This window comes from Acinetobacter sp. XH1741 (assembly GCF_041021895.1).
Taxonomy (GTDB): domain Bacteria; phylum Pseudomonadota; class Gammaproteobacteria; order Pseudomonadales; family Moraxellaceae; genus Acinetobacter.
The window spans coordinates 1,751,122-1,767,243 of sequence record NZ_CP157428.1; the positions used below are offsets into that span (position 1 = coordinate 1,751,122).

Genomic DNA, 16,122 nt, shown 5'->3' on the forward strand with positions numbered 1-16,122 from the left:
GCTTGAGCAATTGATAATTATTGTAAATAAATGTGAAAATATTCACAAACTGCCTATTTTTTGTTAAGATCATTAACATTAAAAACATAGAGATAATAATAATGATCAATAAAGTATTAATAGTGTTATGTGTGAGTATTGTCTTTGTATTAGGGTATTGGGCATATTTAGATACGCAAAATAAAAGACATCAGGAGCTCATGCGAATTATTCAAGAAGCAGAAAAAAATTTGCAGACCATTGAGCAAAATCCTAATCGGGTTCACCATAGCGATTTAGCTTCTTATAATTGGAAAAAATATATCAGTGATAAAAAAGTTTTTTTCTAACAAAAATAGTTCATGTAATTTGCTTTAAAAAAGTACGCCATTGATCATATCTTTTCATAAATTTTGATCATGTTGCTGTTGAATCTGTTAAACTTATTGAACGTATAGTAAAAAAGCTGCATAAGGGTTATGCAGCTTTTTTGTGTTTCAAGAGGGGCTGTGGCTATTTTCTGTGTATAAAACCAGAAATCAAATGAGTGGCATATTTGTTGCTTCGTCTATTTGAAATTCTTGTCTAGAGATCTGAACAGAAAAACAAGATTGTTCAGATACCTACATAGAAGTACATATTTCACAGTTCAGATTTTGTATAGAGGCTACTTATGGCGGCGCCCAATTCTTCGGCTGGCTGGTTAGAGCGTTTATTTAAGTTAAGCGACAATAAAACCACGTTTCGAACAGAAGTTCTTGCTGGTGTAACTACATTTTTAACGATGTGTTACATCATCATTGTCAATCCACTCATTTTATCAGAAACCGGCATGGATCATGGCGCCGTATTCGTTGCGACCTGTTTGGCGGCAGCAATCGGTTGTTTAGTGATGGGTATCATTGCCAACTACCCAATTGCCTTAGCACCTGGTATGGGGCTTAATGCTTATTTTACCTATTCAGTATGTATGGGCATGGGAGTGCCTTGGCAGACTGCTTTAGCTGCTGTTTTTGTGTCAGGCGTTGTATTTCTTGCAATTAGCTTCTTTAAAGTTCGTGAGGCGATTGTCAACGCAATCCCGATGTCACTTAAATTTGCAATAGGCGGTGGTATTGGTTTATTCCTTGCACTTGTTGCCTTAAAGAACGCCGGAATTATTGTAGCTAACCAAGCCACTTTAGTGGGTTTAGGTAATATTAAGCAGCCTACGGTATTGCTCGCTTTATTTGGTTTTCTACTCATTGTAGTTTTGCATCATTTGAAAGTTCGTGGCGCAATCATTATTAGTATTTTGGTGGTTACAGCAATTGCTACTGCCTTGGGGTTAAATGAGTTTAAAGGCGTGGTCGGTGAAATTCCTTCAATTGCACCAACTTTCATGCAAATGGACTTTAAAGGCTTATTTACCGCAAGTATGGTCGGTGTCATCTTTGTCTTCTTTATTGTTGACTTGTTTGATAGTACCGGGACTTTGGTTGGTGTTTCACACCGTGCGGGGCTTTTAAAAGATGGTAAATTACCACGTTTGAAAAAAGCATTATTTGCTGACTCGACTGCAATTGTGGCAGGTGCTGCATTAGGTACCTCGTCAACTACTCCTTATATTGAATCAGCTTCAGGTGTAGCAGCGGGTGGACGTACAGGTTTAACTGCGGTAGTGGTTGCCTTCTTATTTGTTTGCTGTTTATTTTTAGCGCCTCTTGCTCAGTCTGTACCAGGTTTTGCAACAGCACCGGCTTTATTGTTCATCGGTGTATTGATGATCCAAGGGATCACACATATTGATTGGGATGATATTACAGAAGCTGTTCCATCCTTTTTAACGATTGTATTTATGCCATTTGCTTATTCAATTGCAGATGGTATTGCAATGGGCTTTATCAGCTATGCATTAGTGAAATTATTCACAGGTAAGGCAAAAACTGTTCCATACATGGTGTGGATTATTGCTGCTCTTTGGGTATTTAAATTTATCGTCTTTGGCGGTTAATACAATTTTATAATTTTCTTTTAGAACTACTTTAGCGGTAGTTATATAAGATAGAAATTATTAAAGGGTGTGCTTAACACACCCTTTTTTCTTTAGATGTGGAGTTAATATGAATCAAGTCGAGCTGATTCAGGCCTTACCAAAAGCCGAGTTACATGTGCATATTGAAGGTACATTTGAACCGGAATTAATGTTCGCAATCGCACAGCGTAATCAGATTCAGATTCCTTACAAATCTGTTGAAGAAGTCAAGCAAGCTTATAACTTTCATAATCTTCAATCATTTTTAGATATTTACTATGCAGGCGCAAATGTTCTTGTTCATGAGCAAGATTTTTATGACTTGGCATGGGCATATTTTGAAAAATGTGCAGAAGATCGGGTCGTTCATACAGAAATGTTCTTTGATCCGCAAACTCATACCGACCGTGGTATTGCTTTTGCAACGGTGATCAATGGCCTTAAACGTGCGTGTGCTGATGCAAAAGCTAAATTTGGTATTAGCTCTCAGCTTATTATGTGTTTCTTGCGTCATTTAAGCGAAGAGGCGGCATTTGAGACGCTTGAGCAAGCTTTGCCGTTTAAAGAAGACATCATTGCTGTTGGACTTGATTCAAGTGAAGTCGGCCACCCACCGGCTAAATTTGAACGTGTTTTTGCTAAAGCGCGTGAAGCAGGCTTCTTAATCGTAGCCCATGCAGGCGAAGAAGGCCCGCCTGAGTATGTGTGGGAAGCATTAGACTTGCTCAAAGTAAATCGTATTGACCACGGTGTACGTTCTGAAGAAGATGAACAATTAATGGCTCGTTTAATTAATGAAAAAATGCCTTTAACCGTTTGTCCTTTAAGTAACTTAAAGTTGTGCGTGGTTAAGGATATGAAAGATCACAATATCCGTCGTCTTTTACAAAAAGGCGTACACGTGACGGTTAACTCTGATGATCCTTCATATTTCGGTGGTTATATGAATGATAACTTCGTTGCTATTCAGCAAGCACTAGACTTAAACAATGATGAGTTAAAGCAACTCGCGATTAACTCTTTTGAGGCTTCTTTCATTTCAGATGAAGAGAAAGAAAAGTGGATTTCGGAAATCCAAAAAATCTAAATAAAAAAACCGCCTGATATAGGCGGTTTTTTTACACAAAATTTATTTTGGTTGTTTGGTCATGCTGTTTAAAATATTGTCTTTATCAATAAAGTGATGTTTTAAAGCTGCAAGGATATGCCCAACAATAAGTAAACCTGCAAACCATGAAATATAAATATGTAATGGTTTAACAATAGCTAAAAGTTCATCATTTTTTTGAACTAAACGTGGAATATCAAATAAATATAAAACTGGAGCAGGGTGGTCTGCACTCCAGCTAAATAAACAACCAGTAACAGGTAAAGCGACCAAAATCACATAGAGTAATAAATGTCCAATATGAGCTAGGGTTTTCATTATTGGTGACATCGTGTCAGGCAACTTTGGAGCTGGGTGTGTATATCGCCATAAAATCCGGATAATCACCAAAAAGATAATAGTTGTGGCAATGTTTTTATGCAGTGTAATGACATCGCCTTTAATGGTACTAGTATCATAACTTAAAAAATTTCCACTATAGAAGCCAATCACCCAAGCTGTAATGAAAATGATGGCCATCACCCAATGCAGAATCTGCGCAGTACGGGTGTAGTATTGAGAGGATGAGGCAGGCATAAAAGACCCTTTTTTTGTCATTTTAGCGCTAGATTCTATGGGAAAGTACAGTTTTTGAGAAATGTTGTTCTCGTAACGGAGCGTGCTATAAACAGAACGCTTTAATTAAAAAATTATGTGCTTTGTTAGAACGAGATGAAAAGAGCAGTAGATTGCACAAATGCATCAATTTATTTGTTTCTTCTAATCACAAGTTTAGGCAAAATACGCGCTGCTGAGGTTCGATCAAAGGAAAAAATGATGAAAAAATTGATGCTCGCTGTAGCACCAGTTGTTTTGGCTTTAACTGCATGTGCAACAACACCTGGTACAGGTTCTGCAGAAACTACAACTCAACAATTAGGCATGACTGCATTAAAAGTTGCTGTAAATGCGAAATGTATTACAGAAATTAATAATGTCGCTGCATGGAAAACAGCAACAAAGCTTATGACTGCTGAACAACGTGATAGTATTCAAACTAATGTTTGTGGTTGCGTAAGTGAAAAGGCACCAAACAGTGTTACTGCAGTTGATTTGGCTACCGCTGCACTTGACCCAGCTGCACGTGCAACAATAGTAACTCAAGTCGTTTCTAATACTGTAAATGCTTGCGTGGCTGAAGCTTTACAAAAGTAATTAATAATTTAAGTTTTAAAGAAGGCTGATTCATATTGATCAGCCTCTTTTTTTCATTGGAGTATACATGTTCGTTGCAGGCGTAGATGAGGCGGGGCGAGGCCCATTAGTGGGTTCAGTTGTTGCTGCAGCTGTTATTTTAGATCCGAATAATCCAATTTTAGGATTGAACGATTCTAAAAAATTAACTGAAAAAAAACGTGAAAAGTTGTTTATCGAAATTCAAGAAAAAGCTTTGGCATGGTCAATCGCAGAAGCGACGCATGCAGAAATTGATGAACTGAATATTTTGCAAGCGACTTTTTTAGCAATGCAGCGTGCAGTAGATGGCCTGAAAACACAGCCGCAAAAAGTCATTGTAGATGGTAATCAAATTCCAAAGGGAATCATCATTCCTTGCGAAGCGATTGTTGGTGGCGATGCAACGCATGCTGAGATTAGTGCAGCGAGTATCTTGGCTAAAGTCACTCGTGATCGTCAAATGATAGCTTTGGATCAAGAATATCCATCATTTGGTTTTGCCAAACATAAGGGTTATCCAACTAAAGCTCACTTTGAAGCGATTGCAGCTCATGGGGTGATTGATCAGCATCGCCGTAGTTATGCACCGGTAAAACGTGCATTAGGCCTATAAATTTAGATACTCCCAAAAAATTTAAAGCGACTATAAAGTCGCTTTAATTAGGGAGAGAATAACTTCATACTAACGATTGAAGTTTTTCTGTGCATAATTATCATCTTCATATGAAACTTGATAATCTTGATCAAGATGTTGAAGGTGTTCATGCATTGCACGTTCATGTTGAATACGTTGATAAATTTCTTCGCGATGAACAGAAACCTCTTTTGGTGCATTCACACCAATTCGAACCTGGTTTCCTTTGACGCCAAGCACAGTAACACTGACTTGATCCCCAATCATTAATGTTTCCCCGACACGGCGGGTCAGAATCAGCATGTTTATCTCCTTGCTAAACGCTTAAAACTGCAATATTGGTACCCAAATAAAAAGCTCAACCTCAGTTTTCAGTCAGATTCTAACAGAAATATGAGAACAAAGTCATATTTTGATAATCTCTGCCAAAAAACTTTCCGTTTAATATAACAGAGCCGCTATAAAAAAAACTATAGCGGCTCTGTGTTTTCTTTCATTATTGTCGGACAAGTAAACATTTTTGAATGAATTCTTGACCGTTTGGTAAAATTAAGCGCGGGCGCTGCTTTCACCATGTTCACGATCCAAACCAAAAGCGGTATGTAAGCAGCGAACAGCAAGTTCAAGATATTTCTCGTCAATAATGACAGAAACTTTAATTTCAGATGTAGAAATCATAAGGATGTTAATGCCTTCGTCAGCAAGGGCAGTGAACATTTTGCTCGCTACGCCTGCATGTGAACGCATACCTACACCAACGATAGATACTTTAACGATATCATCACGTGTTGAAACTTCACGTGCACCAATATTTTTGGCAGTTTCGTTTAAGATTTTTTCAGCTTTTGCTAAATCTACACGGTTTACAGTAAAAGTGAAATCTGTTGTGCCATCTTCTTCAACATTTTGAACTATCATGTCTACTTCAATGTTGGCATCACTTACTGGTGATAAAATTTTAGAAGCAATACCTGGTTCATCAGGCACACCTAAAATCGTTAATTTTGCTTCGTCACGGTTAAAAGCAATACCTGCAATGATTGGCTGTTCCATAGTATCTTCCGCCTCAGTCGTAATGAGTGTACCTACATTTTCTTTAAATTCGTCGTCAAACACGCCGTCGTTGTCATTATCAAAGCTTGATAATACGCGTAAAGGAACCTGATATTTTCCGGCAAACTCTACTGAGCGAATTTGTAAAACTTTAGAACCTAATGATGCCATTTCTAGCATTTCTTCAAAAGAAATACGATCAATTTTCTTTGCTTTAGGGGCAACACGAGGGTCTGTAGTGTAAACACCATCAACGTCAGTATAGATTTGGCATTCATCTGCTTTTAAAGCAGCTGCAATGGCAACACCAGAAGTATCTGAACCACCACGTCCTAGAGTTGTTGTGTTTCCATTGGCATCAAAGCCTTGGAAGCCTGCAACCACAATCACACGGCCTGCATTTAGGTCATTGGTCATGACATCTGTGTCAATAGACTCAATACGCGCCTTGGTAAATGCACTGTCAGTTTTAATACCGACTTGACGTCCGGTATAGGATTTAGCTTCCACACCAATCGAATTAAGTGCCATAGCTAACATGGAAATCGTCACCTGTTCACCGGTTGAAACCATTTGGTCTAACTCACGTGGGTCAGGTGTTTCGGTAATGGCTTTAGCGAGGGCTAGCAAGCGGTTTGTTTCACCACTCATTGCAGATACGACCACAACAACCTTGTGACCGTGATCATGCCAACGCTTCACACGACGAGCAACATTTAAAATGCGCTCGGGGGTACCCATAGAAGTACCGCCATATTTTTGAACGATTAGTGCCATAGTTGTTCCATATAAGCCATGACCCTGAGAGGCTTTTCAGGGTCAGTTACACAAAAAGTGAAGTCTTATTTTTGTTCAAGCCAAGCAGGCAATGCTGCGATAACTTGTCCAAACTTCTCGTTAAGTGGCGCGCCACCTTGTGCTAAGTCAGGTTTACCACCACCTTTACCACCTAACTCAGTCGCTAGATGTTTGATGATGTCACCTGCTTTTAGATTAGCAGTGTATTGCGACGCGACTGATGCAAGCAGGCTGACTTTGTCACCCTCTACACCTGCTAACACAATCACTGCGTTTTCTAATTTTGATTTAACACTGTCATGTAGGTTACGAAGCGCTTTCGCATCTACACCCTGAACAGTGGTAATAAGCGTTTGACGACCAGCAATCGTTTGTACTTGGTCAATCAAGTCAGCCGCTTGGAAGTTTGCCAATTTCTGGTTGAGTTGTTCAATCTGCTTTTGTAGTGCAGATACCAATTCTACATTGGCTTGTACACGCTCAACTGTTTGGTCTTTCTGTGCTTTTAATAAGCTATTGATGTGCTGAATATCGTTATCAGCTTTTTGTACCACTTCTAACGCTTTAGTGCCAGTCACTGCTTCAATACGACGTACACCGGCAGCTACACCACCTTCAGACGTGATTTTGAATAAACCAATATCACCTGTACGTTTTACATGAATACCACCACAAAGTTCGATTGAGAAGTTTTTCTCATCAATGACTGAACCCATAGAGAGTACACGTACTTCATCACCGTACTTTTCACCGAACAACATCATTGCGCCTTTTGCTTTCGCTGCTTCAATGTCGAGAAGTTCAGTCGTCACAGGAGTATTTGCAATCACTTCAGCATTTACGAGACGTTCAACTTGTTGTAATTGTTCAAATGAAACTGGTTGGTCATTTGCAAAGTCAAAACGTAAGATGTCGCTTGCAACTAAAGAACCTTTTTGTTGTACATGTGAACCTAAGATTTGACGAAGGGCAGCATGTAACAAGTGAGTTGCTGAGTGATTACGTGCAGTAGCTTCACGAAGATCTGCTTTAACAATCGCTTCTACATTTTGATTTGCTTTTAGATTACCAACAGTCACAATACCTTGATGAACAAAGGCACCACCAGACTTTTTAGTATCTTGAACTTCAAAAATACCTGTTTCGTTTTTGAAGATACCTGTATCACCAATCTGACCACCACTTTCAGCATAGAAAGGAGTTTGGTTTAAAACGATTAGTGCTTCGTCACCTTCAGAAACTTCATCAACTTGTACGCCATCTTTATAGATCGCTACAATCTGGCCTTGACCAGTTGTGTTGATATAACCGTCAAACTGAGTTTCGCCTTCAACTTTTACAATGTTGTTATAGTCAACAGCAAATTTACCAGCGTCACGTGCACGTTGACGCTGTGCAGCCATTTCAACTTCAAAACCAGCTTCATCAATAATAAAGCCACGTTCACGTGCAATATCAGCCGTTAAGTCTGTTGGGAAGCCGTAAGTGTCGTAAAGTTTAAATACTGTCGCACCAGGAATAGTTTTGTCTTTTAACTGAGCAAGTTCACCTTCGAGAAGTTTTAGACCTTGCTCAAGTGTTTTAGCAAACTGTTCCTCTTCACGAATTAAAGTTGCTTCAATCACATCTTTACGAACGGCAAGCTCTGGATATGCATCACCCATCACTTCAATTAAAGGTTGCAACATTTTGTAGAAGAACGTACCTGTTGCACCAAGCTTGTTACCGTGACGAACAGCGCGGCGGATAATACGGCGAAGTACATAGCCACGGCCTTCATTGCTTGGGTTTACACCATCAGCAATTAAGAAACAGCATGAACGTGCATGGTCTGCAACGACACGTAAAGAAGGCTGACCTTCGTCTTCAATACCAATAATATTTGCAGCAGCTTTTAATAAGTGTTGGAATAGGTCAATATCATAGTTTGAATTAACATGTTGCAATACAGCAGAAATACGCTCTAAGCCCATACCTGTATCAACAGATGGAGCAGGGAGTGGGTGAAGCACGCCATCAGCAGTACGGTTAAACTGCATGAAAACGTTGTTCCAGATTTCAATGAAACGGTCGCCATCTTCTTCAGGTGAACCTGGTAAGCCACCCCAAATGTGATCACCATGGTCAAAGAAAATTTCAGAACATGGACCACACGGACCTGTATCACCCATTGCCCAGAAGTTATCTGATGCGTATTTTTCGCCTTTGTTGTCACCAATACGGATAATGCGTTCTGGTGCTAAACCAATTTCTTTGTTCCAGATGTCGTAAGCTTCATCATCGGTATGATAAACAGTGACATAAAGTTTATCTTTTGGTAAAGCAAGCCATTGTTCGCTGGTTAAAAATTCCCAAGCAAATTTGAGCGCATCACGTTTGAAATAATCACCAAATGAGAAGTTACCTAACATTTCAAAGAATGTATGGTGACGAGCAGTGTAGCCAACGTTATCTAAATCGTTATGTTTACCGCCAGCACGCACACATTTTTGAGAAGATGTTGCACGTACATAGTCACGCTTTTCAAGACCTAAAAAACAGTCTTTAAACTGGTTCATCCCAGCATTTGTAAATAATAAAGTTGGGTCGTTGGCAGGAACAAGAGAACTCGACGCGACACGTGTATGCCCTTGCGTCTCAAAGTAGCGCAAAAATGCTTCACGAATTTCAGCAGATGTCATTAAACGAGTACTCACAACCAAGTCACTCCATATTTTCGAATTTGGCTAAAAGCATCACCACAAGTTTGTTTATTCACAAATCTCGCATGTGACACGGGGCTTATTTTTAAAAAACGCTAAATTGTAACGGAAAAACCCCACCGAACCAACGATTTTAGCGGGAATATCTTACAAAACTGTGATTTGGCTAAAAATCTATATTCAATTGGCCTTGACGTGTTTTACTATATGCCTTCTTTCGCTTCTGGTTTTGTAGATAAGGATAAGTCATGCAACGTATCGCCATTAATGGGTTTGGCCGGATTGGACGTAATGTTTTACGTGCATGGTTTGAGAGCCCGAAACAATTTCATTTTGAAATCGTGGCGATTAACGATATAGCAGATGTACAGACACTGGTGCATTTATTTAAATACGACTCAACCCATGGTCGTTTTCATGGCAAGGTTGATGTTGTTATTGAGAATGAAAAGATTTATTTAAATATCCGGTCGAATCAAAGAAATTTAAAAGTTGAGGTTTTAAAGCAGAAACAACCGGAACTGTTGCCATGGGCTAGTTTACACATTGATGTTGTACTTGAATGTACTGGCTTGTTCCGTTCGCATGCCGATGCAACCCGTCATTTAGAAGCAGGTGCAAAACGAGTCATTATTGGGGCTGCACCTTTTGATCATGTTGATGCAGCCATTGTTTATGGTGTTAACCATGCTGAAGTGAAGCCGTCAGATCGGATTATCTCGAGTGTGTCATGTACTACGCAGGCTTTGGTTCCTTTAGTTAAAATTATTGATGATGCATTCGGTATTGAAACGGCGCTCATGACTGAGATTCATGCGGTAACGGCAGACCAATCTGTCCTTGATCATGCGCATCGTGACCTGCGTCGTGCCAGAGCTTCAGGGCAAAATATTATTCCAACAACCTCTAGCGCACTTGGGGCATTAAAACGGGTAATGCCGAAAATGGAAGATCGTATTGACGGTTATTCAATTCGAGTTCCGACCATTAATGTGGCAGCAATTGATTTAACGTTCATGGCGCAATCTCCAATTACTGTTCATCATATTAATGAGTTGCTTATTAAAGCTTCTGAAACAGATTATGCAGAAATTATGGCTGTTACAGATGAACCATTAGTTTCAAGTGATTTTAATCATTCGCCATATTCACTCATTGTTGATTTAACCCAGACCATGGTGGTTGGGCATCAAGCGAAAGTATTTGCTTGGTATGATAATGAATGGGGCTATGCAAATCGATTATTGGATTTGTGTGATTCTTTCTAAATGTAAATTTAAATAGTTTAAGGATATTAAGTTAATTTAATATCCTTTTTTATTAATATAAATCTCGATATAAAACTAAAAGAAAATTTAATATCTGTGTTGTATACAGGTATTTCTATTTGTATGATTCGCAAACATTAAAATTTTAACTATAGAGTTCATATGAAATTTAACTTAAAAAGAATAAGTGGTTTTTTAATTATTACATCTACTATGACTTTAACTGCATGTGGTGGTGAAAGTTCAGATCAATATACGGATGATCAAGCTGAGAGTAATTTAGAAAAAGAAAATAAAATTTATCAGGTTTATTATCAGCCTTCCGATATCTCTTCTGGGCGCTATAGTGATTTTTTCGAAATTACTCAATATTCTATTAAGAATAATGAAGTATTCTTTGCAAAGTCACATAACCAGCCGCTAGAAAAGGACCTTTTAACTGAACAGAAAGTTTTAAATAAAGGAACTTTACAAACAAATATTGTGAAAAGATTAACCCCTAGCAGTTGGACTTATGAGCTTACACCAAGCTTAAAACAAAACTTAAATTTTGAAATTGTTAAAATAGATGGTGAAAAAATCTTTGATAGAGTATTGCCTGGCTATAGAGAGAATAAAAACTTAGATACTGGACTTCATGATCAGCTTGATAAAAATTTAATTGACTTCTATCGAAATTATAAAAATATTACGTTCCCTAAAAATAGCTACTGCTATCGTTTAAAAGAGACTCAATGGAATCAATCTTATATTTCAGATATATCTGGTTTTAGTTCAAACCCTCTATTTAGTGAGAAAAAGCAGTCAATTATCGAAAGATATAATAACTTGGGTCAAGATAAAAAGTATTTTAGACTTATAAACTCTCAGTGGTATGGCTATAACTTAGTTGTGTTAGAAAACTTGGAAACGGAGGATATTCAAAGTGCATTGGGAAATAATAATAACCAGTCTGCGAATATCGATTTTGTATCAAGTAGCTCGTGGGATGCTGATAGAGAGTTAGCTTATGAGAAGTCTCACCTTTATTCAGCTGATGATGGCCCGCTTAATAATGGGCATGCATTAATTGCTTTAAGACAAAAGTTAAAAATTGCAAATCTTGAAAAAGGTTGCTTTGCTTTTAATACTCAAGCAGCTAAAGCTATTCAACAGTTAAATTTGGTTAATTGGAAACAAGGCGATAGCTCAGATATTGCCCCTTTCTTTGGTCGAAGAACTTTTGTCTATAATAGTAAATGAAGTAGAGTAAGGTATTGAATATTCTTATTAATTTATACAGGCTTCTTTTTGACTTTAGAGTTTATTAAGTAAGATTTATGCAAATTGTAAGGTGCATGGCACAAAGTATCATGCTACACTAAGAGAAATCGGGTGTGTTCCCGATTTTTTTATGTGGGGTCGTTCCACGTTGATCAGATTTTAGGCTTGAAATATGACCATTTCAGAGACATGGTTGCTGCCTGACGGGGTAGCAGATGTATTGCCGGAACAGGCGCAAGTCATTGAAAAACTTCGCCGTGAAGCTATCGATTTCCTCGCAGTACGAGGTTATCAACTGGTATATACACCATTTATCGAATACATCGAATCTTTGTCTTCATTATCAGAATCAAATCAAGACCTGGATTTAGTAACTTTTAAAGTCATTGACCAGCTTTCAGGCCGTTTACTCGGCATCCGTGCTGATATGACACCGCAAGTTGCCCGTATTGATGCACATGTAAGACCAGTTGAAGGTGTAGCACGTTACTGTTACGCAGGAACTGTATTACATACAAAACCACAAAATTTCAATGCGACTCGCGCACCTTTACAATTGGGTGCAGAGCTATATGGCCACGATAGTATCGAAGCTGATGTTGAAATGGTCGATGTAATGCTTGGGCTAATTGAAAATGCCTATACGTTGCAAGGTGCACATTTAGACTTAGGGCATGTAGGCTTATTTCGCAGTTTGGTTAAATATGCTGGACTTTCTAAAAATGAAGAGCATGAGTTATCAGATCTTTACCAAAGAAAGGCATTACCTGAGTTAGCTGAATTTACTCAAAACCTAAATATGGGTTCTGATTTTTATGCGCTTGGCCGCTATTCAAGTGATCTCGCTGCACTACAGGCAAACCTAAGTGTGAACATATTACAAGATGCTGAATTTAAAGCAGCATTAGATGCACTTAAAACTACACTTGACCAAATTAAAAACCGTTGGCCAACTCTCAATGTTGGAATTGACGTTGTCGAACTTCGCAGTTACCACTATCACACTGGTTTGATGTATGCAGTCTATGCGCCGAACCGTGCTGCCCCTTTAGCACAAGGTGGTCGTTATGATGGTATTGGCGAACATTTTGGTCGTGCGCGTCCTGCTACTGGTTTTAGTTGTGATTTATATGCTTTAGGAGCAAATCAGTTTGCTGAAATTGAAACTGTAGTTGCACCTAAAGGTACTGATTTAGATTTGCTTAAAGCAATTGAAAATGCGCGTTCGCAAGGCTTACGTGTGGTTCAATTATTAGGTAATGATGATTTAACTTCTATTCCCTATGCGACACACCAACTGGTGTTGCAAAACGGACAATGGAATATTGAAAAGATTTAATCGCCAACGGTAATTTTACTGGTGGTTTCCAATTTTAACAGCATGATGTAATGAGGCTATTATGGGCAAAAATGTTGTGGTACTTGGTACCCAATGGGGCGACGAAGGTAAAGGTAAAATCGTCGACCTGCTCACAGATCAGGCGGCTGCGGTAGTACGTTATCAAGGCGGACATAACGCAGGTCATACTCTTGTCGTAGGTGGTAAAAAAACTGTATTACACCTCATTCCATCAGGTATTTTACGTGAAAACGTATTGTGCTTAATTGGCAATGGCGTGGTGCTTTCACCAGCAGCATTAATTGAAGAAATGGGAATTTTGGAAGCTGAGGGTGTTCCAGTTAAGGAACGTCTTCGTATTTCTCCAAACTGTCCACTTATTTTGCCTAACCACATTGCACTTGATCAGGCACGTGAGAAGAAACGTGGTAATGCTAAAATCGGTACTACAGGTCGTGGTATTGGTCCTGCTTACGAAGATAAAGTAGCTCGCCGTGCAGTGCGTGTTGCTGACCTTGTTCGTGGTGGTGCAGCGTTAGAAGAAAAACTGACTGAAATGCTTGAGTTACATAACTTCCAATTAACTCAGTTCTACGGTGTAGAAGCAGTTAAACTTGAAGATGTATTGGCTCTTTGCAACCAATGGCGTGAAGTGCTTGCTCCATTAGTGGTTGATGTGACTAAAGTGTTGCATGACTATCGCAAAGACGGTAAGGCTGTGATGTTTGAAGGTGCTCAAGGTTCACTTCTAGACATCGACCACGGTACTTATCCGTATGTGACTAGCTCAAATACAACAGCTGGTGGCGTAAGTTCTGGTTCAGGTATGGGTCCTTTACATCTTGATTATGTATTAGGTATTACCAAAGCTTATACAACACGTGTAGGTGCGGGTCCTTTCCCAACAGAACTAGTTTACGATGCAGCAACTGATACAGGTGATGCGATTGGTAAGCACCTAGGTACGGTTGGTCACGAGTTTGGTGCTTCTACTGGCCGTCAACGTCGTTGTGGTTGGTTCGATGCTGAAATTTTACGCCGCTCTGTAGACGTTAACTCTCTTTCAGGTATTTGCTTGACTAAACTTGACGTTTTAGATGGTTTAGAAGAAGTAAAAATCTGCGTGGGTTATGAAAATACCGATTCAGGTTGTGTAGGTTCATCTGATGCGGTTTCTTTCGAATGTTTGAAACCAATTTATGAAACTATGCCGGGTTGGAGCGAGTCAACTGTTGGTTTAACTAGCATTGATCAATTACCTGCAAATGCTTTAGCTTATGTGAAACGTATTGAACAATTAATCGAATGTCCGATTGATATCGTTTCTACAGGTCCAGACCGTGCAGAAACAATTGTTTTACGTCATCCGTTCTCTGCTTAATTAGCAAAGATGATAAAAGCCTCCTTAAAAAGGGGGCTTTTTTATATCCGACTAAAGTGCAGTTTTGGTTTTATTCGATTCGGATTAAAACGTTATATATAGATCAGGAATAATGAGCTCAGGATGAAGCTACAACCCACTATTTCCAAAACCATTTTTTATTCTTTTTTATTTGCTATAGGTGGTTCACCAACGTTGGCTATGTTGGTCATCTATGGCCAAAATTATAATCCTGACTTCTTTATGACAGCATTCATGAGTCTTTCGGTTTTGATTGCGTGTGTCTTAATTCCAGTTGTTCTTATACAGAACAGTTATTTACTCTGGAAAAGGGAAAGTCTTAATATTGAAGAGAAAGTTAAGCCTTTAAGTTATATCTATCTTGGCTTAAATATAATATGTTTGCTGTTCTGGATATATTTGATGACTTTATCTACTTGATCGTTACATAAATACTATGATCATAGAGAAATGAGACATTCAAAGCTTGTTTGGTATTTCTTATAATAAGTGCAAAAGAATAAACAGCTTTTTAACGATTTAGGTGATTCATGTTGATGAATAAAAAACTCTTTTTAAGCTTGTGCGCTGCGGGCGTCGTAACAATTTCTGGTTGCGCAACGATGGCGGACATGGCAGGTGCAGATACAGCAACATTGAATGCTCAATCTGCACAAGGTTTTACTAAAATGGTGCAGGAAGCGCGCGGTAAAGGGACTTTAGATACAAGTTCAAGTACCTATAGCCGTATTAATGCTGTTTTTAACCGTTTAAGACCTTATGCAGACCAAGTGAACCAGACAGGGCAGCCATTTAGCTGGCAGTTAGCTGTACTGAAATCAGATACGGTTAACGCTTACGTTGCACCAGGTGGCAAGGTCGTGTTCTACACAGGTATCGTCAATAAATTGAACCTGACCGATGCTGAAATTGCAGCTGTTATGGGGCATGAGATGACGCATGCCTTGGAAGAACATGCTAAAAGTAAAATTGGTGCTCAAGCTTTAACTGATTTAGCATTAAATATTGGCTTAAGTCAGCTTGGTGGCGGTAACGTCAATCAACTCGGAGCGGCTGCTGCACAATTGGGTTCGCAAGTAGGGGTAGGTCTACCTTATTCGCGTAGCTTAGAGAGCCGTGCTGACCAAGGTGGTTTAATGTTAATGGCGCGTGCTGGCTATAACCCAAATGCTGCGATTACGCTATGGGAGAAAATGAACAAGTTTGATGGCGCTGGCGGTTCATCTTTCTTGTCGACTCACCCATCTAACTCACAGCGTATTAACGATATGCGTAAAAACTTACCAGCAGCATTAGCTATTTATAATAACCGTCGGTAAGTTTTAAAACTTATAGAACGAATGTAAA

The 16,122-nt window shown here is 39.0% G+C and carries 15 protein-coding genes; 11 read left to right on the forward strand and 4 right to left on the reverse strand.

Features of this window, described 5'->3' with window-relative positions:
* Window positions 1–101: 101 nt before the first annotated feature.
* The 3 genes from ABLB96_RS08310 (at window position 102) to ABLB96_RS08320 (ending at window position 3,080) form a co-directional block, all read left to right on the forward strand.
* The gene (locus ABLB96_RS08310; protein WP_348896730.1) at window positions 102–329 is read left to right on the forward strand and encodes a hypothetical protein; all 228 of its coding nucleotides are present in this window, start codon (window positions 102–104) and stop codon (window positions 327–329) included.
* 323 nt (window positions 330–652) lie between these two features.
* Window positions 653–1,972 (forward strand): NCS2 family permease, encoded by a 1,320-nt coding sequence (locus tag ABLB96_RS08315; RefSeq protein WP_348896729.1) that lies wholly within the window; start codon window positions 653–655, stop codon window positions 1,970–1,972.
* 109 nt (window positions 1,973–2,081) lie between these two features.
* Window positions 2,082–3,080 carry an adenosine deaminase gene (locus ABLB96_RS08320; RefSeq protein WP_348896728.1) on the forward strand — a complete coding sequence of 333 codons (999 nt, stop codon included), beginning with the start codon at window positions 2,082–2,084 and terminating at the stop codon, window positions 3,078–3,080.
* 42 nt (window positions 3,081–3,122) lie between these two features.
* On the opposite strand, the gene ABLB96_RS08325 is transcribed toward ABLB96_RS08320, so the two are convergent.
* Window positions 3,123–3,677: a cytochrome b gene (locus ABLB96_RS08325; RefSeq protein WP_348896727.1), complete on the reverse strand. Its 555-nt coding sequence runs from the start codon at window positions 3,675–3,677 to the stop codon at window positions 3,123–3,125.
* Between the two features lie 240 nt (window positions 3,678–3,917).
* Between ABLB96_RS08325 and ABLB96_RS08330 the strand changes: the two genes are divergently transcribed.
* Together ABLB96_RS08330 and rnhB are read left to right on the forward strand one after the other, a co-directional pair.
* Window positions 3,918–4,295 (forward strand): hypothetical protein, encoded by a 378-nt coding sequence (locus ABLB96_RS08330; RefSeq protein WP_348896726.1) that lies wholly within the window; start codon window positions 3,918–3,920, stop codon window positions 4,293–4,295.
* A 67-nt stretch (window positions 4,296–4,362) separates the two neighbouring features.
* Window positions 4,363–4,929, forward strand: coding sequence for a ribonuclease HII (rnhB, locus tag ABLB96_RS08335; RefSeq protein WP_348896725.1), 567 nt, complete (start codon window positions 4,363–4,365; stop codon window positions 4,927–4,929).
* A gap of 69 nt (window positions 4,930–4,998) precedes the next feature.
* Here the strand turns inward: rnhB and csrA are convergent, their stop codons facing one another.
* The 3 genes from csrA to alaS form a co-directional block, all read right to left on the reverse strand.
* Entirely contained in the window at window positions 4,999–5,253 is a 255-nt protein-coding gene (gene csrA, locus ABLB96_RS08340) for a carbon storage regulator CsrA (protein ID WP_000906487.1), read from the reverse strand.
* Window positions 5,254–5,499: 246 nt separating this feature from the next.
* Window positions 5,500–6,780, reverse strand: a complete 1,281-nt coding sequence (locus ABLB96_RS08345; protein WP_348896724.1) for an aspartate kinase — start codon at window positions 6,778–6,780, stop codon at window positions 5,500–5,502.
* Window positions 6,781–6,845: 65 nt separating this feature from the next.
* Entirely contained in the window at window positions 6,846–9,482 is a 2,637-nt protein-coding gene (alaS, locus tag ABLB96_RS08350) for an alanine--tRNA ligase (protein ID WP_348896749.1), read from the reverse strand.
* Window positions 9,483–9,751: 269 nt separating this feature from the next.
* Here alaS and gap point away from each other — a divergent pair, with 269 nt between their 5' ends.
* The 6 genes from gap (at window position 9,752) to ABLB96_RS08380 (ending at window position 16,094) form a co-directional block, all read left to right on the forward strand.
* On the forward strand, window positions 9,752–10,771 hold the full coding sequence (gene gap / locus ABLB96_RS08355) for a type I glyceraldehyde-3-phosphate dehydrogenase (protein ID WP_348896723.1): 1,020 nt from the start codon (window positions 9,752–9,754) through the stop codon (window positions 10,769–10,771).
* A 162-nt stretch (window positions 10,772–10,933) separates the two neighbouring features.
* Window positions 10,934–12,013, forward strand: coding sequence for a hypothetical protein (locus tag ABLB96_RS08360; protein WP_348896722.1), 1,080 nt, complete (start codon window positions 10,934–10,936; stop codon window positions 12,011–12,013).
* 193 nt (window positions 12,014–12,206) lie between these two features.
* The gene (locus ABLB96_RS08365) at window positions 12,207–13,373 is read left to right on the forward strand and encodes an ATP phosphoribosyltransferase regulatory subunit (protein WP_348896721.1); all 1,167 of its coding nucleotides are present in this window, start codon (window positions 12,207–12,209) and stop codon (window positions 13,371–13,373) included.
* 61 nt (window positions 13,374–13,434) lie between these two features.
* Window positions 13,435–14,754 (forward strand): adenylosuccinate synthase, encoded by a 1,320-nt coding sequence (locus ABLB96_RS08370; RefSeq protein WP_348896720.1) that lies wholly within the window; start codon window positions 13,435–13,437, stop codon window positions 14,752–14,754.
* Window positions 14,755–14,877: 123 nt separating this feature from the next.
* The gene (locus ABLB96_RS08375) at window positions 14,878–15,195 is read left to right on the forward strand and encodes a hypothetical protein (protein ID WP_348896719.1); all 318 of its coding nucleotides are present in this window, start codon (window positions 14,878–14,880) and stop codon (window positions 15,193–15,195) included.
* A gap of 116 nt (window positions 15,196–15,311) precedes the next feature.
* Window positions 15,312–16,094, forward strand: a complete 783-nt coding sequence (locus ABLB96_RS08380) for a M48 family metallopeptidase (protein WP_348896718.1) — start codon at window positions 15,312–15,314, stop codon at window positions 16,092–16,094.
* The last annotated feature ends 28 nt before the right edge of the window (window positions 16,095–16,122 follow it).

Coding starts and splice junctions, on each gene's coding strand:
- ABLB96_RS08330 (WP_348896726.1), top strand. CDS start 3,918: ATGAAAAAATTGATGCTCGCTGTAGCACCAGTTGTTTTGGCTTTAACT.
- ABLB96_RS08320 (WP_348896728.1), top strand. CDS start 2,082: ATGAATCAAGTCGAGCTGATTCAGGCCTTACCAAAAGCCGAGTTACAT.
- ABLB96_RS08375 (WP_348896719.1), top strand. CDS start 14,878: ATGAAGCTACAACCCACTATTTCCAAAACCATTTTTTATTCTTTTTTA.
- ABLB96_RS08315 (WP_348896729.1), top strand. CDS start 653: ATGGCGGCGCCCAATTCTTCGGCTGGCTGGTTAGAGCGTTTATTTAAG.
- rnhB (WP_348896725.1), top strand. CDS start 4,363: ATGTTCGTTGCAGGCGTAGATGAGGCGGGGCGAGGCCCATTAGTGGGT.
- ABLB96_RS08325 (WP_348896727.1), bottom strand. CDS start 3,677: ATGCCTGCCTCATCCTCTCAATACTACACCCGTACTGCGCAGATTCTG.
- ABLB96_RS08345 (WP_348896724.1), bottom strand. CDS start 6,780: ATGGCACTAATCGTTCAAAAATATGGCGGTACTTCTATGGGTACCCCC.
- ABLB96_RS08365 (WP_348896721.1), top strand. CDS start 12,207: ATGACCATTTCAGAGACATGGTTGCTGCCTGACGGGGTAGCAGATGTA.
- gap (WP_348896723.1), top strand. CDS start 9,752: ATGCAACGTATCGCCATTAATGGGTTTGGCCGGATTGGACGTAATGTT.
- ABLB96_RS08370 (WP_348896720.1), top strand. CDS start 13,435: ATGGGCAAAAATGTTGTGGTACTTGGTACCCAATGGGGCGACGAAGGT.
- ABLB96_RS08360 (WP_348896722.1), top strand. CDS start 10,934: ATGAAATTTAACTTAAAAAGAATAAGTGGTTTTTTAATTATTACATCT.
- csrA (WP_000906487.1), bottom strand. CDS start 5,253: ATGCTGATTCTGACCCGCCGTGTCGGGGAAACATTAATGATTGGGGAT.
- alaS (WP_348896749.1), bottom strand. CDS start 9,482: ATGACATCTGCTGAAATTCGTGAAGCATTTTTGCGCTACTTTGAGACG.
- ABLB96_RS08380 (WP_348896718.1), top strand. CDS start 15,312: ATGAATAAAAAACTCTTTTTAAGCTTGTGCGCTGCGGGCGTCGTAACA.
- ABLB96_RS08310 (WP_348896730.1), top strand. CDS start 102: ATGATCAATAAAGTATTAATAGTGTTATGTGTGAGTATTGTCTTTGTA.